We start from the raw sequence: 23,528 nt of genomic DNA, 5'->3' as shown, positions 1-23,528 counted from the left end.
CGGCTCACGGCAACCAACGACCATGGCGGCACTTGCCAAGACGAACCGCCTTCGATCTCGACAGGAACCCATCCGTTTGGAGACCACACTTTATCTTCCGATCAAACGCTTCCTCGAAGAGGCGGGATACTCCGTAAAGGGCGAGGTCGGGGGCTGCGATATCCTTGCGCTCAGCCACGACGAGCCGCCGCTCGTCGTCATCTGCGAACTGAAGCTGACGTTCAATCTGGAGCTGGTGCTGCAGGCAGTGGATCGCGCCAATGCCGGTGACGAGGTTTGGATCGCAGCGCGTGTCTCGGCCAAGGGCAAAGGACGGGAGAGCGACCGCCGCTTTCGCGATCTCTGCCGTCGGCTCGGGTTCGGCATGCTCGCCGTTGCCGACAACGGCACGGTCGATGTGATCGTTGCGGCATCGGCCGCCATGCCGCGCAAGAACCTGAAGAAGCGAGCGCGTCTCATCAAGGAGCACCACCGTCGCAAGGGCGACCCGACGCTCGGCGGTAGCACGCGCGCGCCGATCATGACCGCCTACCGCCAGCAGGCGCTTGCCTGCGCCGCTGCCTTGCAGAACGGGCAGTTGCGCCCGCGCGACCTGCGTGAAGCGGCACCCGATGCGGCCAAGATCCTGCTCGGCAATGTCTATGGCTGGTTCGAGCGCGTCGACCGCGGTGTCTATGCGCTGACCGAACTGGGTGCCGAAGCGCTTCGGCGCTGGCCGCAGGGTCCAGCGGACGAGCAGGAAGCGGCTCCGATGTTAACGTGTTCGGTAGACTGACCTGGCTCGGAGAACGTCCATGAACCTCCCTCTTCGCCTGCTCTGTCTTGGTCTCGGCTGGTTGATGGTCGGCTTGGCCGTCGCCGGCATATTTCTACCCATCTTGCCAACCACGCCCTTCCTTCTCCTGGCGGCAGGCCTGTTCGCTCGCGCCTCGCCGCGACTTGAACGCTGGCTGCTGGAACACCCGACCTTCGGTCCGTCCTTGCGGCTCTGGCGGGAAAAAGGTGCTATACCGGCACGGGCAAAGACCATAGCCATTTCGCTGATGGCTATGAGCTTCGCCTTCTTCTGCATCGTCAGCAAACCAAGCCTGCCTCTCGCGGCGGTTGTCGGCGGAGCGATGCTGCTCCCGGCCCTCTTTATCATCACCAGGCCGACCGCCTGAGGGATCACCCCTTCGCGGCGCATTTGCCGCAAGCGACGATCAGAAATTGCTGGCGTGAAGCTGCATCATCGCGCGGCGAAGGTCGTCGATCGGCGTCAGAGCCGACGTGGTTGTGCCTTCCAGCTCCTTCGGCATCTTCCAGCCGGGATCGATGCCCTGCATGTTCGGCAGCTCATGGGCGATGCCCTTGTGGCAATCGATGCAGGTCGCCTTGCCCGACAGCAGGTAACGCGTATGAATGGTGGCTGCCCGCTCCGTCTGCTTCTGCAGGTCCATGGCAACTGAGGAATGGCAGTTTCGGCATTCCAGGCTATCGTTCGCTTTCAGCCGGGCCCACTCGTGCTGGGCGAGTTCGAGGCGTTTTTCCAGAAATTTCGGGCGGGTGTTGATGGTGCCGAAGATCTTGCCCCAGACCTCCTTCGACGCCTGCATCTTGCGGGCGATCTTGTCCGTCCACTGGTGCGGCACATGGCAGTCCGGGCAGGACGCGCGCACGCCGGATCGATTGGAGAAGTGGATCGTTCGCGTCAGTTCCTCATAGACGTTGTCTTTCATCTCATGACAGGAGGTGCAGAACTTCTCGGTATTGGTGATCTCCAGCGCCGTATTGAAGGCGCCCCAGAACATCACGCCGCCGATGAAGCCGCCCAACGTCAGAAAACCAAGGCTAAGCGTGCCCGCAGGCGTGCTGACGAGCCGCCACGCCCATAGGATAAGTTTCCGGATCCGCTCCATGGGCTCACTCGCTTCCGGCCGGCTTGACGCCGAGTTCGCTCATGTCCTTGAAGACATTGTCGACCAGCGGGCGAACATCCGCCTGCGGCACATGGCACGCCGTGCAGAAGTAGCGCCGCGGCGAAACGTCGGCGATCATCTGCCCGTCGCGCGTCATGTAATGCGTCACACTGATCATCGGCGCGCCGCTATCCTGCGTGAACTCGCGCTTGTGGCAGGAGAGACAGCGATTGGTATTAACCGAAAGCTGATAGCCCTCGATTGAATGCGGGATGATCGGCGGCTGGTCGGGATAGGCGCGCATCTTGCGCTTGTCGTCGACCACCCATTTCGGCAAGGCCGCAGCCGCCCCGGTTTCCATTTGCGGTGTCGGACCTTCAAGCTGCGGCACCATTTGCTGGACGACCTGGGCAATCGCCGTGGTTGTCACAAACAGGCCGAGCCCGATCGCAACAACCATCCATTCTGGCCGCTTCAAGCGACGGAGATGATCTTGACTGCGCATTTTTTGAAATCCGTCTGTTTGGAGATGGGATCCGTTGCGTCGAGTGTCACTTTGTTGATCAACTGGCTTGCATCGAACCAGGGCACGAAGATCACGCCGGGCGGCATGCGATTGCGTCCACGCGTGTCGATGCGCGAGCGGATTTCGCCGCGACGCGACATGATCCGCACCTCCGCTCCCTGATTGATGCCGCGCTTGCGGGCGTCGTCCGCATTCATGAAACAGCGGGCGCCGGGGAACGCGCGATAGAGCTCCGGCACGCGCATGGTCATCGAGCCCGAATGCCAGTGTTCGAGCACGCGGCCCGTCACCAGCCAGAGGTCGAATTCCTCGTCGGGCGATTCCGCCGGCGGCTCGTAGGGCACGGCAAGAATGACCGCCTTGCCGTCCGGGCGACCGTAGAATTTCACGCCCTCGCCGGCCTTGACATAGGGGTCATAGCCCTCGCGGTAGCGCCAGCGCGTCTCCTTGCCATCGACCACAGGCCAGCGCAAACCGCGCTCCTCATGGTAGCGGTCATAGGGCGCCAGGTCGTGCCCATGGCCGCGGCCGAAGGTGGCATATTCCTCGAACAGCCCCTTCTGGAGATAGAAGCCGAAGGCTTCGGCCTCATTGTTGGCATAGTCGCCGCTGACTTCGCTTAAAGGAAAGCGGTTGACCTCGCCGTTCTGGAACAGGACGTCATGCAGGGTCTTGCCCTTGAACTCAGGGTTGGCAGCGAGGATTTCGGCCGGCCAGACTTCGTCGGTTATGAAGCGCTTGGAGAACTCGACCATCTGCCAGAGATCCGAGCGCGCCTCGCCCGGTGCCTGCACCAGTTGGTGCCAGACATGGGTGCGCCGCTCGGCATTGCCGTAGGCACCCTCCTTCTCCACCCACATCGCCGCCGGAAGGATCAGGTCGGCGCTCATCGCCGTGATCGTTGGATAGGCATCCGAAACGACGATGAAATTCTCCGGGTTTCTGTATCCCTGGTAAGTTTCGTTGCTGGTATTGGGGGCCGCCTGGACGTTGTTGTTGACCTGAACCCAGTAGAAGCTGAGCTTGCCGTCTTTCAGCATCCGGTCCTGCTCGACGGCATGATAGCCGGGCTTTTCCGGGATTATGCCATGCGGAATGCGCCAGATCTCCTCGGCGTGCTTGCGGTGTTCCGGATTGGTCACGGTCATGTCGGCGGGCAGGCGATGGGCGAAGGTGCCGACCTCGCGCGCCGTGCCGCAGGCGGACGGCTGGCCGGTCAGCGAGAACGGGCTGTTGCCCGGTTCCGAGATCTTTCCGGTCAGAAGGTGAATGTTGTAGACCATCTGGTTGGCCCAGACGCCCCGGACATGCTGGTTGAAGCCCATGGTCCACAGCGACATCACCTTGCGCTGCGGATCGGCATAAAGCTCTGCAAGTTCTTCGAGGAAGGCCGGATCGACGCCGGTCAGTTCGGCTGTCTTCTTGAGGGTGTATTCCGATACGAACGCCTTGAACGCCTCGTAATCCATCGGCTCCATCTTGCCGGGGTCGGAGGAATTGGCGGCCTTGACCTCGATGGGATTGTCCGGGCGCAGGCCATAGCCGATGTCTGTGACGCCACGCATGAAGGTGGTGTGCTTCTGCACGAAGTCCTCGTTCACCCGGCCCTTCTCGATGATGTAGTTGGCGATGTAGTTGAGGATCGCCAGATCAGTACCGGGTTTGAACACCATCGGAATGTCGGCGAGGTCCATGCTGCGATGGGTGAAGGTCGACAAAACCGCCACCTTCACATGCGGCTGGCCCAGGCGACGGTCGGCAAGCCGGGTCCACAGGATCGGATGCATCTCCGCCATGTTCGAGCCCCAGAGCACGAAGGCGTCGGCATGCTCGAAGTCGTCGTAGCAGCCCATCGGCTCATCCATGCCGAAGGTGCGCATGAAGGCGTAAGCGGCCGAGGCCATGCAGTGGCGGGCATTGGGGTCGAGATTGTTGGAGCGAAAGCCGGCGCGCATCAATTTCGTCGCGGCATAGCCCTCGAAAATGGTCCACTGCCCGGATCCGAACATACCGACCGCCGTCGGCCCCTTCTCCTTCAGCACTTTCTTGCACTGTTCGGCCATGACGTTGAAGGCTTCGTCCCAGCTCACCGGCTCGAACTCGCCGTCCTTGCTGTAGGCGCCGTTCAGCTTGCGCAGCAGCGGCGTCTTCAGCCGATCGGTGCCATACATGATCTTGGAGAGGAAATAGCCCTTGATGCAATTGAGGCCGCGGTTGACCTCTGCCTGCATGTCGCCATGGGTCGCGACAACCTGCCCCTCCTTGACGCCGACCATGACGCCGCAGCCGGTGCCGCAAAAGCGACAGGGGGCCTTCGACCACTTGATTTCGAGCGCGCTGATGCCGCCGGGCACGGGTTGTGCGGCTGCGGGCAGGGCGATGCCGGCGGTGGCGGCGGCGATGCCCGCCGCGTGGGCCTTCAGGATATCACGCCGCGTCAGTTCGGTGGTCATCGTCCGTCACTCCTTCCGTTTCGACATGTTCGAAAACCATGTTGGCCGCCACCACGCCCTCGAGCGTGGAGATCGTCGACAAGGCTTCGCCAAGCATGCCGGTACTTTTTCCCTCGATGACGACGACAATCTTGCCGCCCTCGTGTGCGTGAACCTCGACATTTTCCATGCGCGCCAGCGCAGCAAGGACAGCATCCTTCATCGCCGGAAGAGCGACAACGACAGCGCTTGAGATATGATATTGCCGGGAGACATCAGGCATGGGCGCCCTCCTCGAGCCGCTGCGCAAGGCCGATGGCGCCGACCGGACAAACCCCGATGCAGGCGCCGCATCCGCTGCAGCTGTCCACGTCCACCTCCGGCAGAAACGGGCCGCCGGTCCGGGGCCGAAAACGTATCGCCTGCTGCGGACAGGCATCGCGGCAGGATTGGCAAGCGACATTGTTGCGGGCGAGGCAGCTGCCGTCGATGGCAACGACATGGGCAAGCCGCGTCGCGCCCTCCACCACAAATACCGGCTCCGGACAGACCCGTGCGCAATCACCGCAGAACGTGCATTCGCCGCCTGAAAAATCGAGAGACGGACGTTCGTCAGGCAGCGCGATGATTTGGGTGGGACACTTTTCCACACATCGGCCGCAACCGGTACATGCCGTCAGGCTTTCAAGCGTGACGCCCGGCGGAAGGACGCGCCTTCGCTCCGCCTGCCGGCCCAGGAACAATCCTCGTCTGGTTGTCATCGCCCCCATCGATCACCTCAATGCCCGAGCGGGCCTGGCGGGCCAAAGATCATTTGATAGAACCAAACGAGGAAGCCGTAACTGGCAACCGTACCGACGGCAACGATCGGCCAGATGCCGAAGGCCAGAACAAGGAAAGTCAGAAGCTCCTGGCGCCGGCGAGATCGCGGTTCCTGCTCGGTCAAGTGCTGTGGAGGTAACTCTGACACGTGAGGCTCCCGGGCTCGTTGAACCGAAAGCATAGTAACAATCCGTGACAGAAAATAAAGCAGAACAAACTATACTTTTACAATCAAGAATAAAAATAACATCTATCAATTCAAAGAGATATTTGCCCCAGCAATTGCAGTGGTTCTTTGGAGCAACGCAGCAAAAATCAAACTTAGTATTTTTGTAAATTACGATATGAAAAGAACGATAAGAGAACAAAGAGCGGCAACGACAGCTTGGCCCATGTGCTAGCAGGGCATGCATATTCGATCTCGAAGCCATTGGTTTTTGAAGGCAACTTGATGATTCGTCGTTTGACCGCCGATGAAATCCCCAGAGCCAAGCCTCCATGACGCGACAATGCTATGCGCCGCCGAATGTTCTCGCTGCCATCACGGTGAAGCGTCACCCCTCCCACCCCATCGCCACGATTGCCGGTTGACAACCCGCCGGAGATGAGGACACATATTGCATTACAAAGGGATTAGTTCCTTAATAAAGGAATATACGGAGGACTAGGGGTGCCGGACTTGCTTGTCAGCTTGTATTCGCCGACGCTCGCCAATCTCAAGCGGAAAACCGACACTACCGGCATTCGCATTCGCCCGGCGCTTCCGCCCGAAATGCATGTCGTCGTCGACTGGGTAAGGCAGAACTTCAGTGACAATTGGGCGAGCGAGGTTTCCGTCGCGTTCTCGCGCCAGCCGATCGCCTGCCTGATTGCGGTGGAAGATGGAAAGCTGCTTGGCTTTGCCTGCTACGATACGACGGCGCGCGGCTTCTTTGGCCCGACCGGGGTCGCTGCGGAAAGCCGAGGGCGAGGCATTGGCGTCGACCTGCTGACCGTGTCGCTGGAGACCATGAAAACGCTCGGACATGCCTATGCCTTCATCGGCGATGCCGGTCCGGTCGAATTCTACGCCAAGACCATCGGCGCCGTTGCCATCCCCGCCGCCGACAAAGGCATCTACGAAGGCATGCTTCGTAATCCATCCAAATAATCATCTGAACATCGGAGCTTTCCAATGGCATCGACACCGCTCGCCCTGTTCGTCGGACTTCCAAACCCGACACTCTCGGACGACGAATTCGCCCTGTTTCGCGAAACCAACCCACTCGGTCTCTTCGTCGGCCGCCGCAATCTGCGCGAACCCGGCCAGGTCAAGATCCTGATCGAACGGTTCCGCGAAGCCGTCGGCCGCGAAGACGCACCTGTGTTCACCGACCAGGAAGGCGGTCGCGTCCAGCATCTCGACGCCGGTCCCTGGCCGCTTTTCCGCAGCTTCGGCCAGTTCGCCGAACTTGCCCGCCATGACCTTGCTCTCGGCAAGAAGGCGCTTCGCCTGTCGTCGCAGACCATGGGCACGATGATGAGCGAACTTGGCCTTACCAGCGGCTGCTCGCCGGTTCTCGATCTCGTCTTCGAAACGACGAGCTCCGTCATCGGCGCACGCTCCTTCGGTTCGGATCCGGACTTCATCGTGGCTCTCGGCCGCGAGGTGGTCGACGGCCTGCTTGAGACCGGCAACATGCCTGTCATGAAACACATCCCCGGCCACGGCCGCGCGACGCGCGACTCTCACAAGGAACGCCCGGTTGTCGACGCATCGCGCGAAACGCTTGAAGCAACCGACTTCAAGCCTTTCGTTGCCCTCAAGAATACGCCCTGGGCGATGGTCGCCCACGTCGTCTACTCCGCCTACGACAGCGAACTGCCGGCCTCCATCTCGCCGACGATGCATGAAGTGATCCGTAAGGACATGGGCTACGAAGGCGTGCTGGTATCCGATTGCATCTTCATGGAATCGCTGCGCGGCACCCTACCCGAGCGTGTGAAGCAGGTGCTCGACGCCGGCTCGGACGTCGCACTCCACAGCCACGGCGATCTCGCCGAGAGCGAGGCCGCCGCCAAGGCTGCCCGGCCGCTGACAGAGGCAGCGCAGAAGCGTATCGCCGCCGGCCAGAGCCGGATCGGCAAGCTCAAGGTCGACGTTCGCGCGGCACACGCCGAAGTCGAAGAGATGTTCAAGAGCGTTCTCGTCGCCTGACGGAACGCCATTCACCAAACAAGGGGGGAGAAACCATGAAAAAATCCATTCTCTGGGCAGCCACCGCGTTGACCCTTTTTGCCGCGCCGGCCATGGCGCAGTCCGTTCTGACGGTCAATATCGAGCCGGCCGCCACCTGGGTTCGCAACTTCAATCCGTTCAACCAGACATCGGCGCGCCAGAGCACGCTCGATTTCATCTATGAGCCGCTGGTCGTCTTCAACCGCTTTGACGATAACAAGCCGGTCTTCCGCCTCGCCGAAAGCTTCAAGCTTGCCGACGATCTGAAGAGCATCGAGTTCAAGCTGCGTCCGAACCTGAAATGGTCGGACGGCAAGCCGCTGACCGCCACCGACGTCAAGTTCACCTACGACTACCTGAAGAAGTTCCCGGCGCTCGATTTCGTCAGTATCTGGACCTTCATCACCGGCGTCGAGGCTGTCGACGGCCAGACCGTGCGCTTTACGCTCGCCAATCCAAGCTCGCTTGCCGCCGAGCAGCTGGCGCAACTGCCGATCGTGCCGGAGCATATCTGGAAGGATATCGCCGAGCCGGTGACCTTCGCCAACGAGACACCGGTCGGCAGCGGCCCGATGACGGAGATCCCGCGCTTTACCGGCCAGACCTACGACCAGTGCCGCAACCCGCACTATTGGGACGCCGCGCTCAAAGTCGATTGCATGCGCTTCCCGCAGCTTGCCGACAACAACCAGATCCTGACCGCGACCGCATCGGGCACGCTCGACTGGGGCGTTTCCTTCATTCCGGATATCGAGAACGTCTACGTCGCCAAAGACCCGGAGCACTATCATTTCTGGTATTCGCCCAGCAGCATGGTGGCCTTCCTGTTCAACCAGGAAACCGCCAACGAGAACAACCGCAAGGCCTTCAACGACGTGAAGTTCCGTCGCGCGGCCAGCATGGCGCTCGATCGCGGCACCATGGTCGACGTCGCCGGCTACGGCTATCCGACGCTCAACGAAGATCCGGCCGGCATGGGCGAACTCTACAAGAGCTGGGCGGATCCGTCGGTCGCGACCGATTTCGGCACCTACGGCAAATACGACGCCAATGCCGCCAAGGCCCTGCTCGACGAGGCCGGCTATGTCGACAAGGACGGTGACGGCTTCCGCGACAATCCAGATGGCAGCAAGATCTCCTTCTCGATCATCGTGCCGAGCGCTTGGACCGACTGGATCGATACGGTGACGATCGCCGTCGAAGGCCTTCAGGCCGTCGGCCTCGATGCCAAGATCGAAACGCCTGAGGAAGCCGTGTGGACCGGCAACCTCATCAACGGCACATTCGATGCCGCGATCAACAGCCTGCCGGCGTCTGCCTCACCCTATTACCCTTACAAGCGCGCCTTCAGCGTTTCGGACAAGGGCAAGACGCGCTTTACCGCGCAACGCTGGTTCAATGACGATGTCGAAAAGCTTGTCACAGAGTTCACCCATACGGCTGATCTCGCCAAGCAGAAGGACGCGATGAACAAGGCGCAGCGCATCGTCGCCGAGAACCTGCCGATCATGCCGGTCTTCAACAATCCGAACTGGTACCAGTACAACACCAAGCGCTTCAAAGGCTGGGTGACGGCTGAGACCCCGTTCGTCAATCCGTCGATCTCGCGGACCAACCCCGCGCGCCTGCTGCACCTGCTGGCACTCGAACCGGTCAACTAAACACCCCAGGACTGGCGGGAGCGGCTCACAATCGGGCTGCTCCCGTCTCCGCGCCCGCCTCTGCAGCAGACCTGCTCTGCGATTAGATTAAAGGCTTGCGCCGTTTCAAAGCGTATCTGCCGCCTCTCCTGCCGGTAACAGGGCCAAGGCGCAGTCGATGGAGTCCCCATGGCTTTCCTGCTTCGCCGCCTATGCTTCTATCTGGCAGCCTTCGTCGCGGCGGCGACGATCAACTTCTTTCTGCCGCGGTTGATGCCCGGCGATCCCGTGCAGATCATGTTTTCGAGCGCGGGTGCGGAACTTCCGCCCGAAAGCCTGCAGGCATTGAAACTGACCTTCGGCTTCGTCGACGGCCCGCTCTGGCAGCAATACCTGACCTATCTTGGCAGCATCTTCAGCGGCGATCTCGGCCGTTCGATCAAGTATTTCCCGCTGCCGGTGACAACGGTTCTCGGCAACGCGCTGGTGTGGACGGTCGGCCTGATGGGCACGGCGACAATCATCAGCTTCACGCTCGGCACCTTCCTCGGCATTCTCGCCGCCTGGCGCCGCGGCAGCCTTTTCGACGTTATCGTTTCCGTCGGCGCGATCTTCGCGACCTCGGTTCCGGCCGTCGTCACCTCGCTGATTGTCGTGTTCTTCTTCGGCTTCACCCTCAACTGGTTCCCGACGGGCTATGCCGCCGATCCGGCGCTCGACCCGGCCTTCACGCTGCAATATCTCGGCAGCGTGCTCTATCACGGCATTCTGCCGATGCTGACGCTCTGCACGGTCTTGACCGGCGGTTTCGCCGTCACCATGCGCAACAACATGATCAACCTGCTCGGCGAGGACTATATCGTCATGGCCCGCGCCAAGGGCCTGTCGGACGGACATGTGATGCTCTGGTACGCGGCGCGTAACGCGCTGCTGCCGACGGTGTCGAGCCTGGCCATCGCCATCGGCACGATCCTCGGCGGCTCGCTGGTGACCGAAGTCGTGTTCAACTATCCGGGCCTCGGCAACATCCTCTACCAGGCGATCCTTGCCCGCGACTACCCGGTCATCCAGGGGCAGCTGCTGATCATGACCGCGACCATGCTCGTCGCCAATTTCATCGTCGATGTCAGCTATGTGCTGCTCGACCCCCGACTGAAGAGGGCGTGAGATGAAAACCCAACCCTTCGGATTGATCCGCAACCGCAAGGCTCTGGTCGGCGTCGCCATCATCGCCTTCATTCTCGTCGTGGCAATCGCCGCACCGCTGCTCACCCCTTACGATCCGGGCGCCCGCGTCGGCCGGCCGCATCAGGCGCCATCGCTTGCCCATTGGCTCGGCACCACCCGCATCGGCCAGGATGTGTTCACGCGGTTGATCTACGGCGCCCGCACCTCGCTTGCCGTCGGCTTCGGCGCAGGTCTGCTCATCACCCTCGTCGGCACGGCGCTCGGCATCCTTGCCGGCTATCGCGGCGGCAAGGTCGACGAGGTCATCAGCTTCTTCACCAACATGGTGCTGGTCGTTCCGAACCTGCCGCTGCTGCTCGTTCTCGCCGCCTTCATCGGCCAGGCCAACCCCTGGGTCATTGCGCTGATTCTCGGCGGAACCTCCTGGGCCTGGGGCGCCCGCGTTACCCGTGCCGAGACGTTGTCCGTCAAGCAGAAGGACTACGTCAAATCGGCCGAGATGATGGGCGAGCCGCGCTGGCGCATCATGACCTTCGAGATCTTCCCCAACCTGATCTCGATCGTCGGCATCAACTTCATCGGCAGCGTCATTTTCGCGATCATCACCCAGGCAACCCTGGAGTTTCTCGGCCTAGGCGATCCGAAGGTCGTCTCCTGGGGCACGATGCTCTATGCCGCACAGAAGGCGTCTGCGCTTTCGGTCGGTGCCTGGTGGGACATTCTCACACCCTGCTTTGCGCTTGCCTTCCTCGGCATCGGCCTGTCGCTTCTGAATTTCGCCGTCGACGAAATCGCCAATCCGCGCCTTCGCACCGGCAACCGCCTCGGGCGCTGGTCCGCGCTCATTCGCTCCGGGGAGGGTCGCCTGTGACCGCGCCATTGCTATCGGTGAAAAACCTCACGATCGACTATATCGGCGAGGAGAAAGACTTTCGCGCCGTCGACAATGTCAGCTTCGATGTTGCGCCTGGCGAAGTCTTCGGCCTTGCCGGCGAATCCGGTTGCGGCAAGAGCACCATCGCCTTTGCCATCAGCCGGCTGCACAAGCCGCCGGCGCTGATCAGGCGCGAAAGCACCATCCTGCTCAACGGCCGCAGCGTGCTCGATCTCGATGACAAGGCTTTGCGCAATTTCCGCTGGCGCGAGGTCGCCATGGTGTTCCAGAGCGCGATGAACTCGCTCAATCCGGTATTGCGCATCGAGCAGCAGTTCTACGACGTCTTGAAGACCCACAAGGGCATGAGCCGTGCGCAGGCGCGCGACCGCACCGCCGAGATGCTCAAGCTCGTCGATATCGCGCCGGACCGCATGCGCGACTACCCTCATCAGTTTTCCGGCGGCATGCGCCAGCGCATCGTCATCGCCATCTGCCTAGCGCTCGACCCGAGACTGGTGGTCATGGATGAGCCGACGACGGCGCTCGACGTCGTCGTCCAGCGCGAAATCCTGCAACGGATCAATGAGCTGCGCCGCAGCCTCGGCTTCGCCGTGCTGTTCATCACCCACGATCTCGGCCTGATGGTGCAGTTCTGCGACCGCATCGGCATCATGCTCGCCGGCAAGCTCGTCGAGCAGAATACGGCGGAAGCGGTCTACGGATCGCCGCAACACGACTACACGAAACAGCTCTGGGCCTCCTTCCCGTCGCTCCATGGAGGTGTCCTGCTATGACCGCCCAGCCAACTCCGATCCTGGCCCTCGACCGGGTCACCAAGACCTTCGGCAATGGTCCCGGCGCCGTTCGCGCCGCCCGCTCGATCTCGTTTTCGCTGCATGCCGGTCGGGCGCTTGCGCTTGTCGGCGAATCCGGCAGCGGCAAGACCACCTGCGCCCGCATGGCAATGCGCGAGTACCTGCCGACGGAAGGCAAGATCCTCTTCAGGGGTGAGCCCGTCGAAGGCGCCAGCACCGCCGAGACGGTCCGCTACCGCCGCGCGGTGCAGATGATCTTCCAGGATCCGTTCGCCTCGCTCAATCCGGCCCATACGATCGCCTATCATCTGAAACGGCCGCTGCTGCTACACCGCCCGGATATCAAGCGTTCCGAAATCGACGCGACCGTGCGTGCACTGCTGCAGCAGGTGAAGCTCGACCCTGACCTTGTCGCGCCCAAATATCCGCACGAACTCTCCGGTGGCCAGCGTCAGCGCGTCAACATCGCCCGTGCGCTCGCCGCCAAGCCGGAAGTGATCGTTGCCGATGAGCCGACGTCGATGCTCGACGTCTCCGTTCGCCTCGGCGTGCTCAATCTGCTCAGCGAAATGAAGCAGCAGATGAAGCTCGGCCTGCTCTACATTACCCACGACATCGCCACCGCCCGTTATGTCGCCGAGGACATCGCCGTCATGTATGCCGGCCAGATCGTCGAATGGGGCAATGTCGGCAAGGTGATCGACAATCCCGCCCATCCCTATACCAAGCTGCTGCTTTCCGCCGTGCCCGATCCGGATATCCGCTTCGACGACCCGAGCGTTCGGCTGCGTCCGGAGGACATCGAGGAAATCCGGCGCAAATCGGCGATGACCCAGGAGCGCATCGTCGAAGTGGACACCGATCACTTCGTTCGCGCCGCCTGAACCGGCGCCGGCCGGCATCCGCAAAGCTATCCTCCCAGGACGGTAAAAACAAAACGCCCCGCATGAAGCGGGGCGTTTTGTTTTGCAACCGTTGCCGATCGCATGGGCTTGCAGGCAGAGCGTGCGTGGCGTGCCTCTACAGCACGCCATGACACATGCTCAGGCCGCCTTCATCTGGTTTTCGACATCCGTCGGAACCGTCGAGATCGTCTTCAGGATCTGCGAGGCGATCTGGTAGGGGTCGCCTTGCGAGTTCGGGCGGCGATCTTCGAGGTAACCGCGGTAGTCGTTGTTGACAAAGCTGTGCGGAACGCGGATCGAGGCGCCGCGGTCGGCCACGCCGTAGCTGAACTGGTGGATCGATTGAGTCTCGTGCTTGCCGGTCAGGCGCATGTGGTTATCAGGGCCGTAGACGGCGATGTGGTCCGCACGTGCGTCTTCGAAAGCCGACATCAGGTTCTCGAAGTATTCCTTGCCGCCGACGTCGCGCAGGTAAGCGGTCGAGAAGTTCGCATGCATGCCCGAGCCGTTCCAGTCGGTGTCGCCGAGCGGCTTGCAGTGGTATTCGATATCGATGCCGTATTTTTCCGTCAGGCGCTGCAGCAGGTAGCGCGCCAACCAGATTTCGTCGGCGGCCTTCTTGGAGCCCTTGCCGAAGATCTGGAATTCCCACTGGCCCTTGGCCACTTCGGCATTGATGCCTTCGTGGTTGATGCCGGCAGCCAGGCAGATGTCGAGATGTTCTTCGACGATCTTGCGGGCGATGTCGCCGACATTGCTGTAGCCGACGCCGGTGTAGTACGGACCCTGCGGTGCTGGAAAGCCGGTTTCGGGGAAGCCGAGCGGGCGGCCGTTCTTGTAGAAGAAGTATTCCTGCTCGAAGCCGAACCAGGCGTCGTCATCTTCCATGACGGTGGCGCGGGTGTTGGACGGATGCGGCGTCTTGCCATCGGGCATCATGACTTCGCAGAGCACCAGAACGCCGTTCTTGCGCTCGCTGTCGGGATAGACGGCGACCGGCTTCAGGACACAGTCCGAGCTCTTGCCTTCCGCCTGCATCGTCGACGAACCGTCGAAGCCCCAGAAAGGAAGCTGTTCCAGCTTCGGGAATGCATCGAATTCCTTGATCAGGGTTTTTCCGCGGAGGTTCGGGGCCGGTGTGTACCCATCGAGCCAAATATACTCGAGCTTATACTTTGTCATTGCGTTCTCTCACATGGCGCCATGATCTGGCTAAGTTCCGAAGCGGTCCGGCAATCCAATTCCATTGCTCAACAACCGGTACTCACAAGAAAGCATTAATCGTGCCAGTTCGCGTTTGCGCCGCCAAAGATCGAAAAATCAATGCCTGGGCCATTCCCGGCAACCAAGAGAACGGCCCACCAAGACTAAGGATGAAGCGGATTGCACACAAAATAGGCACGAGAAGCCGCACTTTGCGGCATAGACCGGTCGGAATGCCGTAGACACCGGGCGAATTGAGGCGATGTGGCGGCGGCGGCCTTCGGGATCGACAACGACCGGCGTCCGAAAGGCTGCTCGAAAAATAAGCACCGCCTTGCGGCTCCGTCAAAACGGCCCGTATGGACATGAGTGATTATCGAGCAATCGTCTCCAGCACGCGATAGAGCCGCTCATCGGTCGACTGCGCGACGTTGAAGCGCAGAAATCCGGCAGCCGTTCCGGAATGGCTGAAGGCATTGCCGGGTGCGAGAACGATGTCGTGCGCCAACGCCTTCTGCGCCAGCTCCGATGCATCAAGACCTTCCGGGAGCCGACACCAGATGAACATGCCGGCCTGCGGCTCGATCCAGGGCGTGATCCCGATCGCGGCCAGTCGCGCTGCCGTCTCGGTCATCGTCCGCGTCAGGCGCAACCGCAGCGCCTCCATGTGTTTTCGGTAGCTGCCATCGCGCAAAAGAGTGAGCACCAGTTCGGCGGCAAGGTTCGGGCCGCCGAATGTGGTGGCGATCTTGATATCGGTCAGCCCCTCGATCCACCCGCGGGGGGCCGCGATATAGCCGCAGCGCACCGATGCGGAGAGCGTTTTGGAAAAGCTGCCGATCTGGACGACACGGTCGAGGCCATCGAAGGCGGCAAGCCGCGGCGCCGGGACATGTTCGAAATCGGCGAAGATATCGTCCTCGACGATCGTCAACCCTGCCTGTTCGGCAAGCCGTAACAGGCGATGCGCAATCACGGGAGAAAGCGTGGCGCCCGTCGGATTGTGCACGGCGGAATTGGTGATGTAGAGGCGAGGGCGGTGGGTCTCCAGCGCCTCGGCGAAGCGATCGAGATCGGGACCGACAGGCGTATAGGCCACGCTGACGACATTGACGCGATGCGCCCGCAACAGCGCCTGGAAATTGAAATAACAGGGATCGTCGACGATGACAGTGTCGCCGGGCTCGAGCAGAAACCGGCAAAGGAGGTCGATCGCTTGGGTGCCAGACTCCGTCAGGATGATCTGGTCGGGGGATGCCTCGACACCATGCTCGGCCAGCCTTCGCGACAGCAGCTGCCGTAGCGGTCGCAAGCCCAGGGGCGTGCCGTAATCCGTCAGGCTGGCGGCATCCGCCCGTGCGATCGAGCGCAGCGCACGGCGCAACGCCGCCTCGGGCATCCAGGATGCCGGCAACCAGCCGCAACCGGGTTTGAGAACCTTCGCATCTGTTTCAAGAGCCTGACGCGAAACCCAGAGCGGATCGACCGCGCGGTCGAGCCGTGGGCCGACCTCGGTCAGCGACAACGGCGCCAAGGGGGCAGACACGAAAAAGCCGGAGCCGGGCCGCGACCGGATCACACCTTCGGCCGCCAGACGCTCATAGGCCTCGACAACCGTCGATTTGGAGACCCGCATCGTCGTAGCAAGCGCTCGAATGGACGGAAGCTTGGCACCCGGCGTCAACGACCGGCTGGCAATGCGCTGCCGGATCGTGCCCATGATCCCGTCGAGCAAAGTCTCGCCACCGGTCTCGACTTGTAGAAACGCCATCTGTATTGGACCTTCTGACAGGACAGTTTGGCGCAACTGTACCGCATTGTCTCTGGAAGAACCACCGTCCCCGGCCGATACAGGTGGAAAAGGAGACGGCAATGGACAGAACGACGACCGGCTGGATAAACGGCTTTCTGGGTGTGTTGATTTTCAGCGGCTCGCTGCCGGCGACCCGCGCAGCCGTCATGGACTTCGACCCGGTATTCCTGACGGTCGCCCGCGCAGCGATTGCTGGAGCCCTTGCGCTCTGCCTGCTCCTCGTCTTTCGCCAACCCAAGCCGACGCGCGCCGATCTCATGTCGCTGGCGATCGTCGCCTTCGGCGTCGTTCTTGGCTTCCCGCTCCTGACCGCACTGGCGCTCGAACATGTGACCTCGGCGCATTCGATCGTCTTCATCGGCTTGCTGCCCTTGGCGACCGCGGTCTTCGGCGTGTTTCGTGGTGGCGAGCGGCCGCATCCGGCCTTCTGGCTGTTTTCCTGCATCGGCAGCGCGCTGGTTGCCGGTTTCGCGCTGATGCAGGGCTTTTCCGCCTCGCCCGTCGGCGACCTTCTGATGCTTGCCGCCGTCGTCGTCTGCGGCCTTGGCTATGCCGAGGGAGCAAGCCTCTCGCGCAAACTCGGCGGCTGGCAGGTGATCTGCTGGGCGCTGGTGCTCTCTCTTCCGGTCATGATCGGCATCGGCCTCTTCACCAACCCGCCGTCCTTCGAGCTGGTGAACGGCGCTGCCTGGACCGGACTTGCCTATGTCTCCGTCTTCAGCATGCTGATCGGCTTCGTCTTCTGGTATCGCGGACTGGCGCTCGGCGGCGTCGCCGGCGTCGGACAATTGCAACTGCTGCAGCCGTTCTTCGGCCTGGCGCTGGCGGCAGCGCTCCTCCACGAACCCGTCAGCTGGGCCATGCTGGCCGTTACCGGCGCCATCGTGCTTTGCGTCGCCGGCGCAAAGAAATTTGCGAAATAGGCGGTAAGCACGCCGCCTCCGTCAGAGATGATCGAGTTTGAGCCGTTTGCCCAGAAGATCGATGAATGTCCGGAGCTTTGCCGTCGGCGCCCTGCCCTCGCGCCACAGGACGTGGATCGGAACAGGCGCAGGCTCGAACGCTTCAAGCACAATCTCGACACGGCCCTCGGCGATCAGGTGCTCGATCTGCCAGAGCGGAGAGTAGCCGAGACCAAGCCCTTCACTGACGGCGGCATAGACCGCGGTCATGGCACTCACCCGCAACGGGCCGGATACCTTGACCTCACGCGGCTTGCCGTCGATCGTGAACATCCACGCGCCGGGTCGATCCCCGCCTGAGCGAACGACGCAATTGTGCTGTCTAAGCTCATTTGGATGCGTCGGTCGTCCATGGTTTGCGAAATAGGATGGCGTGCCGAAGACCACGCGGCGCAGCGCGCCCAATCGCTTTCCCATCAGACCGGAGTCGGCAAGGTCTCCAATCCGCACCACCATGTCGAGCCCGCCGTCTGCGAGATCGACGAACGCGTCGGAGAGGTCGAGTTCAATTTCGACCTTCCGGTGCTGCCGCATGTATTCGGCCACGATCGGCATCAGGAAGCGCGGGGCAAACAGCGCCGGCGCGCCGATGCGCAACACACCTGACGGCTCCAGCCGGCGCTGCGCCGCCTCAAGCCGTGCCTCGCGGATTTCATCGACGGCGGGCTTGATCCGGCGATAGAAAATCTCGCCGGCCTCGCTCGGTGCCGAACGACGTGTCGTGCGATGGATGAGTTCCACGCCGATATCGTCTTCAAGCGCGGCAAGCGCGCGGCTGACAGTCTGCAACGGCCGCGCAAGACGGTTGGCCGCCGCCGTCAGGCTGCCAAGCTCCACCACGGCAACGAACACTTCAAGGTCTTCGATACGGCTCATTCCATTATCCCGATTTTCCGGAGAATAAATCACATATCTGCATGATTGTCTGTATTTTTGCCGAGCAGTAGGCTTCGCTCACATTGCATGAGACGAGTGCAGAAAGGGCGAAATCACATGACAACGACAGAGAAGATGACCACCGGAAACAGCATACTCGTTGTCGGCGCCACTGGCCGGTTTGCCGGCCTTGTGATGCCCGAACTGATCCGCCGCGGCGCCGTCGTGCGCGCCCTGATCAGGGATCGGTCCAATGTCGGCCTGGCGCAATCGCTTGGCGCCCGGGAGGTGACAGTTGGCGACCTCAGGGACCGTGAGAGCCTCGACATCGCGCTAAAGGGTGTCGACGGCGTCTTTCATATCGGGCCGGCCTTCGCCCCAGATGAAGCGGCCATGGGTGTCTCGATCGTAGAAGCTTCGATCCGAGCGGGTGTGCGAAAATTCGTCTTCTCCTCGGTCATCCAGCCGACGAACACGCGACTGAAGAACCACGCCGCCAAGATACCGGTCGAGGACGCGCTCTATTCGTCCAATCTCGAATACACCATCCTGCACCCAGCGAACTTCATGCAGAACATCCGCTCGGCCTGGCCCACCGTCGTCGAACAGGGCGTCTTTTCCGAACCCTTTCCGAAGACTGCGCGTGTGGCACGCGTCGACTATCGCGACGTTGCCGAGGTGGCGGCGATCGCGCTGACGGCGGACCGGCTCGCCTATGCCACCCTCGAACTCTGCGCCGACGGTTGCCAGGATAGACATGAGATCACCGAGATGATGACAAGCGCGCTCGGCCGGCCGATCACGGCTGGCGAGATCGACTTCCATGAATGGGCCGTTCCGGCCCGGGCAAAGTACACCGAGCACCAGCTAAGCCTGCTTGCCAAGGTCTACGAACATTACGCGGCCGTCGGCCTTGGCGGCAACAGCCTGTCGCTCAGGGCCGCTCTTGGGCGGGAACCCCGGAGCCTGCAATCGTTCATCGAAGAGCTGGCGGCCGGCGCCCAGCCGCGTCCTCAGCCCCATGCCTGAAACCTTGGAACCGGAGCATCATCCCCATGCCGAAGAAACTTCCTGCTCGCTATAACGCCATTGCCATGCCGCAGGTCCTGTCGGTGCTGATGTCCTGCATCGTCTCCGCCGTCTCGACCGCTGCCAATGCCGGCTTCAGCGCCGATCTGTTTTCCCTGTGGCTGAAGGCCTGGGGCACCTCGTGGCTGGTAGCGTTTCCAAGCCTGTTGCTCGTGCTGCCACTGGTACGCTTCATCGTCGCAGCGATCGTGCAGGTACCGCAAGCCAAGCGCTGAGTCTGGCATCAAAAATCTCCGAACCGGCCCGTCTGGGCCGGTGAAAGCCGCAAAATTCGATTGCCGGAACAATACCAGTTTAACACCTGGCAAAAATATCGCATAAGAAGACATCTCAAATAGGTGTCTCCATGAGCGATCAGGCAACTCTCGACTTTCTGTTGCAGACCATGTCCGGCGAGAGCGGCGAGCCGCTCTACCGCCGGCTTGGAGAAGCGATCAAGGCGGCAATCGCTGCATCCGTCATGCGGCATGGAGCGGTCATTCCGAGTGAGCGGGACCTGAGCGAAGGCCTCTCAATATCGCGGGTGACGGTCCGAAAAGCCCTCGAGGGTTTGGTCGCCGAAGGGCTATTGGATCGGCGGCAAGGCGCAAAGACCGTCGTCTCGTCGCGCGTCGAGAAATCTCTGGCGACGATGACAAGCTTTTCCGAGGACATGCGATCGCGCGGCCTCGAGCCCGGCTGCGTCTGGATTTCGCGCGAAATCAGCCGCCCGTCACCGACCGAAATGATGGCACTCGGCATTCCCGTCAGCGAAAAGATCGTTCGCCTGAGGCGATTGCGCACCGCCGACAACACCCCGATCGCCATCGAGACAGCAGCGCTTCCCGCCCGGTTTGTGCCGCAGCCGGAGGCGATCGGTGCTTCGCTCTACGAGTATCTGGCCGCCCATGGCGCCCTTCCCGTCCGGGCGCTGCAGCGCATGCAGGCAAAGCCGGCAAGCGAGGAGGAACGCCGCCTGCTCGCCACCCCCGAGGGTACCAGCCTGTTGATCATGGAGCGCCGCTGCTTTCTCGCCGACGGCCAGATCGTCGAATTCACCCAGACCAAATATCGCGGCGACGTTTACGACTTCGTCATCGAACTGATGCGATAATACCAGTTTAATTCCTGTTGCAATCTGGTCTTGCCCTGCTACCGTAATGGTCAGATCGGGTCGCAACGGAACCGGGCTGAACAAGCCCAAAACCATGACGCGGCCGAAGAACAAGCGCGCGTGGAGGAGAGGCGGACACCGCCAGAGGTCTCATCCCGCGCCAGAGGAGCCTGCGTGAATTTCGAGATCCAAAGCCTGAAGAACGGACTGATCGTTTCCTGCCAGCCGGTCAAGGGCGGCGTGATGGACAACGCGGCCATGGTCGTCGGCTTCGCTCTGGCGGCTCTCGATGGAGGCGCTGCGGCGCTCCGGATAGAATCCGCCGACTACGTGCGTGCCGTTCGCCAGGCGACCGACCGGCCTATCATCGGCCTGGTCAAACGCGACCTGACGACCTCGCCCGTTCGCATCACACCGCTGATCGAAGATGTCGACACCCTGGCGGCAGCCGGCGCAGATATCATCGCCTATGACGCGACCCAACGGACGCGGCCCGTGGAAACGGGGCGCCTGATCGAGCGCATCCACGCGGCGGGGAAAATTGCCATGGCCGATTGCTCGATCAGCAGTGACGCCGAACAAGCATTGCGCGAAGGTGCCGAAATCGTCGGCTCGACGCTCGCCGGCTACACCGGGCCGGTCGAGCCGACCGAACCGGATTTCGCGCTCATTGCCGCCATGCGCCAACTTACGCCCTTCGTCGTGGCGGAAGGCTGCGTCCGCACACCGGAACAGGCTTCGCAGGCGTTGCGGGCCGGCGCCTTCACCGTGGTCGTCGGCTCTGCCATCACGCGGCCGGAACACGTGACGTCATGGTTCCGCGCAGCGCTCGACGAAACGCTGGCATTGAGCGAGGCTTGACGGTGATGGCGCAGGCGCAAGCCACCCTTTCCATCGACCTCGGCGGCACGAAGATGCTGGCAGCGCTGGTGCGCGGCCAGGCCGTTCTCGAAACGCACAAGGTGGCGACACCGCGCAGCGGCGATCCGGCCGAATGGCTGCAGGCCCTCTTCGACGCCATCGCCGCCTGGAAGGGGCGCTATGACAAGGTCGGCGTCGCCGTCACCGGCATTGTCGACGATGGCCATTGGTCGGCGCTCAACCGCAACACGCTCGACATACCCGATCGTTTCCCGCTGACCGACACGGTTGCGGCCTTGTCCGGCGTATCCGTCCTTGCCGCTAACGACGCGCAGGCGGCAGCCTGGGGCGAGTTCAGCTTCGGTGCCGGTCGGCGCGAGGACATGGTCTTCCTCACCGTTTCGACCGGGATCGGTGGTGGCATCGTCCTGAACGGCCGTCTGCTCGGCGGCCTTGCCGGGCATTTCGGCCAGTTTCGCCTCGACGATGCCGCCTCTCATACGCTCGAGGACCAGGTTTCCGGCCATTGGATCGCCAGGGAGGCCAACCCCCATCAAGAGGGTGCCACGGCCCGCGAGGTCTTCGCGGCAGCAAGCGCCGGGCAGGATTGGGCCCGCCGGATCGTCGAGACCTCGGCGCGCCAGACGGCTTTGCTTTGCCGCAACATTCAACTCGCGCTCGATCCGAAGCGCATCGTCATCGGCGGCAGCATCGGGTTGGCGCCTGGGTACATCACATCCATCGAGGCCGCGCTGAGCGAACTTCCGCTGCGGCTCAAGCCATCGATCCACGCCGCCGAACTCGGGGAAAACGCCGGCGTGGTCGGCATCGCAGATCTTGCAGAGCGTCAACAACAACTTTGAGGGAGAACCAAAGATGACACTTGCGACCATGAAACGAGGAGCGCTGCTTGCAGCCAGCATCACCAGCCTTCTGGCAAGCCCGGCACTGGCGGAAGTCACCGTGCTCGGCTGGCCCGGTGGCCCGGAGGAAGTGGCGCTGCGTGCTGCCGCCGACACCTACAACGCCAAATCGGACGTTGCCGACAAGGACAAGGTTGAACTCCTGTTCTTCAACCGTGAAGGCTTCTGGGACAAGCTGCAGGCCGACCTTGCCGCCGGCTCGACGGCATTCGACCTTAACCTGCTTGCCACCTACTCGATCGGCCGCTACGCGCCGTTCATGGAGCCGGTCGAATTGTCGGGCGAAGCCAAAACCGTCTATGGCGACTCCGTGCTTTCGACGATGCAGTATGAAGGCAAGCAGTACGGCGTGCCGACCGATCTGTCGCTGCATTTCATGTACTTCCGCAAGGACCTTGTCGACGCCCTGATGAAGGACGACGCGGCAAAAGCGAAATATGCGGAGATCTCGGAGAAGTACCTGGGCAAGAAGCTGGAGCCGAAGGCTCCGGACGAATGGACCTGGGACGATTATGCCGCGACGGCACTCTACTTCACGCAAGCGGTCAACCCGGACAGCCCGACGCGCTACGGCACCGTGCTGCAGCTCAAGAACCTGCTGTTCAACATCATGATCTGGCAGTCTGTTCCGCGTGCCTACGGCGCCAACTGGATGGATGACAGCGGCAAGATCACCGTCAATTCCGACGCCTATCGCAAGGGCCTCGAAATCTACAAGCTGCTCTACGACAATGGAGCGACGCCACGCGATTCCCTCTCCTACGAGTTTGCGGAAGCAAACGCCGCTTTTGCTTCCGGCCAGGTGGCTGCCATGCTGCAATGGAACGCCGCAGCCGGCGACCTGACCAGCAAGGAAAAGTCCCCGGCCGTTGCCGAGGTCACCGACACGGTCGCACCACCCGCCGGACCGGAAGGTCGCTTCACCCATATCCACGGCCTCGGCTTCGGTCTCAACAAGAATGCCGAGAACAAGGAAGGGGCGGCCCAGTTCCTGAAGTGGCTGTCTTCCAAGGAAGCGGCCTTGATCTACGCTAAGAACAATGGCGCACCGGCATTGACGCCTGAAGTGGTCACTGAAGTCGCAGAAGCCCGGCCGGACCTTGTCAAGCTCGGCGAGTTCGCCGGCAAATACGGTTACGTCATGAACGGCGGCACCTCGGCCAAGGCACTCTCCGTCTATGAACTGCAGGCCAAGGAATTCACCGGCTATTGGTCCGGCCAGCAGTCGATCGACGATGCGCTGGCCAATACCGAAAAGGGCATGGCCGAACTGCTGAAGTAAGCGAAAGCACCGGCGGCGGCACGCACGCCGCCGGTCGCCTTCGGCACGCGCGATAGCCACGCGATGCGGACGCCCATCGGGTGTCGTCCCCTCGCGGGGCCGTCG

At 62.0% G+C, this 23,528-nt stretch carries 25 protein-coding genes; 16 read left to right on the top strand and 9 right to left on the bottom strand.

What is annotated here, in order from left to right; translation table 11 throughout:
* Window positions 1–76 precede the first annotated feature (76 nt).
* Both ABIE33_RS22475 and ABIE33_RS22470 read left to right on the top strand, forming a co-directional pair.
* Window positions 77–775 carry a DUF2161 domain-containing phosphodiesterase gene (locus ABIE33_RS22475; RefSeq protein WP_429129672.1) on the top strand — a complete coding sequence of 233 codons (699 nt, stop codon included), beginning with the start codon at window positions 77–79 and terminating at the stop codon, window positions 773–775.
* Between the two features lie 19 nt (window positions 776–794).
* Entirely contained in the window at window positions 795–1,163 is a 369-nt protein-coding gene (locus tag ABIE33_RS22470; RefSeq protein WP_429129669.1) for a YbaN family protein, read from the top strand.
* Window positions 1,164–1,202: 39 nt separating this feature from the next.
* Here the strand turns inward: ABIE33_RS22470 and ABIE33_RS22465 are convergent, their stop codons facing one another.
* The 6 genes from ABIE33_RS22465 to napE are packed head-to-tail and all read right to left on the bottom strand — an operon-like array spanning window position 1,203 to window position 5,826.
* Entirely contained in the window at window positions 1,203–1,898 is a 696-nt protein-coding gene (locus ABIE33_RS22465) for a NapC/NirT family cytochrome c (protein ID WP_429129666.1), read from the bottom strand.
* A gap of 4 nt (window positions 1,899–1,902) precedes the next feature.
* Window positions 1,903–2,358 carry a nitrate reductase cytochrome c-type subunit gene (locus ABIE33_RS22460; protein WP_429129664.1) on the bottom strand — a complete coding sequence of 152 codons (456 nt, stop codon included), beginning with the start codon at window positions 2,356–2,358 and terminating at the stop codon, window positions 1,903–1,905.
* Between the two features lie 14 nt (window positions 2,359–2,372).
* On the bottom strand, window positions 2,373–4,877 hold the full coding sequence (napA, locus tag ABIE33_RS22455) for a periplasmic nitrate reductase subunit alpha (RefSeq protein ID WP_429129661.1): 2,505 nt from the start codon (window positions 4,875–4,877) through the stop codon (window positions 2,373–2,375).
* Window positions 4,852–5,139: a chaperone NapD gene (locus tag ABIE33_RS22450; RefSeq protein WP_429129659.1), complete on the bottom strand. Its 288-nt coding sequence runs from the start codon at window positions 5,137–5,139 to the stop codon at window positions 4,852–4,854. The genes napA and ABIE33_RS22450 overlap by 26 nt, the downstream gene beginning before the upstream one ends.
* A complete protein-coding gene (locus ABIE33_RS22445; RefSeq protein ID WP_429129656.1) occupies window positions 5,132–5,626 on the bottom strand; it encodes a ferredoxin-type protein NapF in 495 nt (164 codons plus the stop codon). The genes ABIE33_RS22450 and ABIE33_RS22445 overlap by 8 nt, the downstream gene beginning before the upstream one ends.
* An 8-nt stretch (window positions 5,627–5,634) precedes the next feature.
* On the bottom strand, window positions 5,635–5,826 hold the full coding sequence (gene napE / locus ABIE33_RS22440) for a periplasmic nitrate reductase, NapE protein (RefSeq protein WP_429129653.1): 192 nt from the start codon (window positions 5,824–5,826) through the stop codon (window positions 5,635–5,637).
* 522 nt (window positions 5,827–6,348) lie between these two features.
* On the opposite strand from napE, the gene ABIE33_RS22435 reads away from it, so the two are divergent.
* The 7 genes from ABIE33_RS22435 to ABIE33_RS22405 all read left to right on the top strand — a co-directional run bounded on the left by ABIE33_RS22435 (window position 6,349) and on the right by ABIE33_RS22405 (window position 13,300).
* On the top strand, window positions 6,349–6,828 hold the full coding sequence (locus ABIE33_RS22435; RefSeq protein WP_429129651.1) for a GNAT family N-acetyltransferase: 480 nt from the start codon (window positions 6,349–6,351) through the stop codon (window positions 6,826–6,828).
* Window positions 6,829–6,852: 24 nt separating this feature from the next.
* Complete coding sequence (locus ABIE33_RS22430; protein WP_429129648.1) at window positions 6,853–7,875, top strand: glycoside hydrolase family 3 N-terminal domain-containing protein; 1,023 nt, start codon at window positions 6,853–6,855, stop codon at window positions 7,873–7,875.
* A gap of 35 nt (window positions 7,876–7,910) precedes the next feature.
* Window positions 7,911–9,557 (top strand): ABC transporter substrate-binding protein, encoded by a 1,647-nt coding sequence (locus ABIE33_RS22425; protein ID WP_429129645.1) that lies wholly within the window; start codon window positions 7,911–7,913, stop codon window positions 9,555–9,557.
* A 168-nt stretch (window positions 9,558–9,725) separates the two neighbouring features.
* Window positions 9,726–10,703: an ABC transporter permease gene (locus ABIE33_RS22420; protein WP_429129642.1), complete on the top strand. Its 978-nt coding sequence runs from the start codon at window positions 9,726–9,728 to the stop codon at window positions 10,701–10,703.
* 1 nt (window position 10,704) lies between these two features.
* Window positions 10,705–11,595, top strand: a complete 891-nt coding sequence (locus ABIE33_RS22415; RefSeq protein ID WP_429129639.1) for an ABC transporter permease — start codon at window positions 10,705–10,707, stop codon at window positions 11,593–11,595.
* On the top strand, window positions 11,592–12,395 hold the full coding sequence (locus tag ABIE33_RS22410; RefSeq protein ID WP_429129636.1) for an ABC transporter ATP-binding protein: 804 nt from the start codon (window positions 11,592–11,594) through the stop codon (window positions 12,393–12,395). Before ABIE33_RS22415 ends, ABIE33_RS22410 begins: the two co-directional genes overlap by 4 nt.
* On the top strand, window positions 12,392–13,300 hold the full coding sequence (locus tag ABIE33_RS22405) for an ABC transporter ATP-binding protein (protein ID WP_429129633.1): 909 nt from the start codon (window positions 12,392–12,394) through the stop codon (window positions 13,298–13,300). The genes ABIE33_RS22410 and ABIE33_RS22405 overlap by 4 nt, the downstream gene beginning before the upstream one ends.
* A gap of 159 nt (window positions 13,301–13,459) precedes the next feature.
* Here the strand turns inward: ABIE33_RS22405 and ABIE33_RS22400 are convergent, their stop codons facing one another.
* Window positions 13,460–14,503 (bottom strand): glutamine synthetase beta-grasp domain-containing protein, encoded by a 1,044-nt coding sequence (locus ABIE33_RS22400; RefSeq protein ID WP_429129631.1) that lies wholly within the window; start codon window positions 14,501–14,503, stop codon window positions 13,460–13,462.
* Between the two features lie 394 nt (window positions 14,504–14,897).
* Window positions 14,898–16,295, bottom strand: coding sequence for a PLP-dependent aminotransferase family protein (locus ABIE33_RS22395; RefSeq protein WP_429129628.1), 1,398 nt, complete (start codon window positions 16,293–16,295; stop codon window positions 14,898–14,900).
* A gap of 101 nt (window positions 16,296–16,396) precedes the next feature.
* On the opposite strand from ABIE33_RS22395, the gene ABIE33_RS22390 reads away from it, so the two are divergent.
* Entirely contained in the window at window positions 16,397–17,260 is an 864-nt protein-coding gene (locus ABIE33_RS22390; protein ID WP_429129625.1) for a DMT family transporter, read from the top strand.
* A gap of 21 nt (window positions 17,261–17,281) precedes the next feature.
* Here ABIE33_RS22390 and ABIE33_RS22385 read toward each other — a convergent pair whose 3' ends face one another.
* Entirely contained in the window at window positions 17,282–18,175 is an 894-nt protein-coding gene (locus ABIE33_RS22385) for a LysR family transcriptional regulator (protein ID WP_429129622.1), read from the bottom strand.
* Between the two features lie 117 nt (window positions 18,176–18,292).
* On the opposite strand from ABIE33_RS22385, the gene ABIE33_RS22380 reads away from it, so the two are divergent.
* From ABIE33_RS22380 to ABIE33_RS22355, 6 genes are all read left to right on the top strand, one after another.
* A complete protein-coding gene (locus tag ABIE33_RS22380; RefSeq protein ID WP_429129620.1) occupies window positions 18,293–19,204 on the top strand; it encodes an NmrA/HSCARG family protein in 912 nt (303 codons plus the stop codon).
* Window positions 19,205–19,230: 26 nt separating this feature from the next.
* Complete coding sequence (locus tag ABIE33_RS22375; protein WP_429129618.1) at window positions 19,231–19,479, top strand: DUF2798 domain-containing protein; 249 nt, start codon at window positions 19,231–19,233, stop codon at window positions 19,477–19,479.
* 131 nt (window positions 19,480–19,610) lie between these two features.
* Window positions 19,611–20,357: a GntR family transcriptional regulator gene (locus ABIE33_RS22370; protein ID WP_429129615.1), complete on the top strand. Its 747-nt coding sequence runs from the start codon at window positions 19,611–19,613 to the stop codon at window positions 20,355–20,357.
* Between the two features lie 174 nt (window positions 20,358–20,531).
* Window positions 20,532–21,218, top strand: coding sequence for an N-acetylmannosamine-6-phosphate 2-epimerase (locus ABIE33_RS22365; protein ID WP_429129612.1), 687 nt, complete (start codon window positions 20,532–20,534; stop codon window positions 21,216–21,218).
* 5 nt (window positions 21,219–21,223) lie between these two features.
* A complete protein-coding gene (locus ABIE33_RS22360) occupies window positions 21,224–22,081 on the top strand; it encodes an ROK family protein (RefSeq protein ID WP_429129609.1) in 858 nt (285 codons plus the stop codon).
* A gap of 13 nt (window positions 22,082–22,094) precedes the next feature.
* Entirely contained in the window at window positions 22,095–23,423 is a 1,329-nt protein-coding gene (locus ABIE33_RS22355) for an extracellular solute-binding protein (RefSeq protein WP_429129607.1), read from the top strand.
* Window positions 23,424–23,528 lie beyond the last annotated feature (105 nt).

The organism is Ensifer sp. 4252 (assembly GCF_050434565.1).
Lineage (GTDB): Bacteria > Pseudomonadota > Alphaproteobacteria > Rhizobiales > Rhizobiaceae > Ensifer.
Note: the sequence above shows the minus strand (reverse complement) of the source record. Positions and strands in the feature narration are given on the sequence as shown.

Coding starts and splice junctions, on each gene's coding strand:
- ABIE33_RS22470 (WP_429129669.1), top strand. CDS start 795: ATGAACCTCCCTCTTCGCCTGCTCTGTCTTGGTCTCGGCTGGTTGATG.
- ABIE33_RS22465 (WP_429129666.1), bottom strand. CDS start 1,898: ATGGAGCGGATCCGGAAACTTATCCTATGGGCGTGGCGGCTCGTCAGC.
- ABIE33_RS22460 (WP_429129664.1), bottom strand. CDS start 2,358: ATGGTTGTTGCGATCGGGCTCGGCCTGTTTGTGACAACCACGGCGATT.
- napA (WP_429129661.1), bottom strand. CDS start 4,877: ATGACCACCGAACTGACGCGGCGTGATATCCTGAAGGCCCACGCGGCG.
- ABIE33_RS22450 (WP_429129659.1), bottom strand. CDS start 5,139: ATGCCTGATGTCTCCCGGCAATATCATATCTCAAGCGCTGTCGTTGTC.
- ABIE33_RS22445 (WP_429129656.1), bottom strand. CDS start 5,626: ATGGGGGCGATGACAACCAGACGAGGATTGTTCCTGGGCCGGCAGGCG.
- ABIE33_RS22430 (WP_429129648.1), top strand. CDS start 6,853: ATGGCATCGACACCGCTCGCCCTGTTCGTCGGACTTCCAAACCCGACA.
- ABIE33_RS22425 (WP_429129645.1), top strand. CDS start 7,911: ATGAAAAAATCCATTCTCTGGGCAGCCACCGCGTTGACCCTTTTTGCC.
- ABIE33_RS22420 (WP_429129642.1), top strand. CDS start 9,726: ATGGCTTTCCTGCTTCGCCGCCTATGCTTCTATCTGGCAGCCTTCGTC.
- ABIE33_RS22415 (WP_429129639.1), top strand. CDS start 10,705: ATGAAAACCCAACCCTTCGGATTGATCCGCAACCGCAAGGCTCTGGTC.
- ABIE33_RS22405 (WP_429129633.1), top strand. CDS start 12,392: ATGACCGCCCAGCCAACTCCGATCCTGGCCCTCGACCGGGTCACCAAG.
- ABIE33_RS22400 (WP_429129631.1), bottom strand. CDS start 14,503: ATGACAAAGTATAAGCTCGAGTATATTTGGCTCGATGGGTACACACCG.
- ABIE33_RS22395 (WP_429129628.1), bottom strand. CDS start 16,295: ATGGCGTTTCTACAAGTCGAGACCGGTGGCGAGACTTTGCTCGACGGG.
- ABIE33_RS22390 (WP_429129625.1), top strand. CDS start 16,397: ATGGACAGAACGACGACCGGCTGGATAAACGGCTTTCTGGGTGTGTTG.
- ABIE33_RS22385 (WP_429129622.1), bottom strand. CDS start 18,175: ATGAGCCGTATCGAAGACCTTGAAGTGTTCGTTGCCGTGGTGGAGCTT.
- ABIE33_RS22380 (WP_429129620.1), top strand. CDS start 18,293: ATGACAACGACAGAGAAGATGACCACCGGAAACAGCATACTCGTTGTC.
- ABIE33_RS22375 (WP_429129618.1), top strand. CDS start 19,231: ATGCCGAAGAAACTTCCTGCTCGCTATAACGCCATTGCCATGCCGCAG.
- ABIE33_RS22370 (WP_429129615.1), top strand. CDS start 19,611: ATGAGCGATCAGGCAACTCTCGACTTTCTGTTGCAGACCATGTCCGGC.
- ABIE33_RS22360 (WP_429129609.1), top strand. CDS start 21,224: ATGGCGCAGGCGCAAGCCACCCTTTCCATCGACCTCGGCGGCACGAAG.
- ABIE33_RS22355 (WP_429129607.1), top strand. CDS start 22,095: ATGACACTTGCGACCATGAAACGAGGAGCGCTGCTTGCAGCCAGCATC.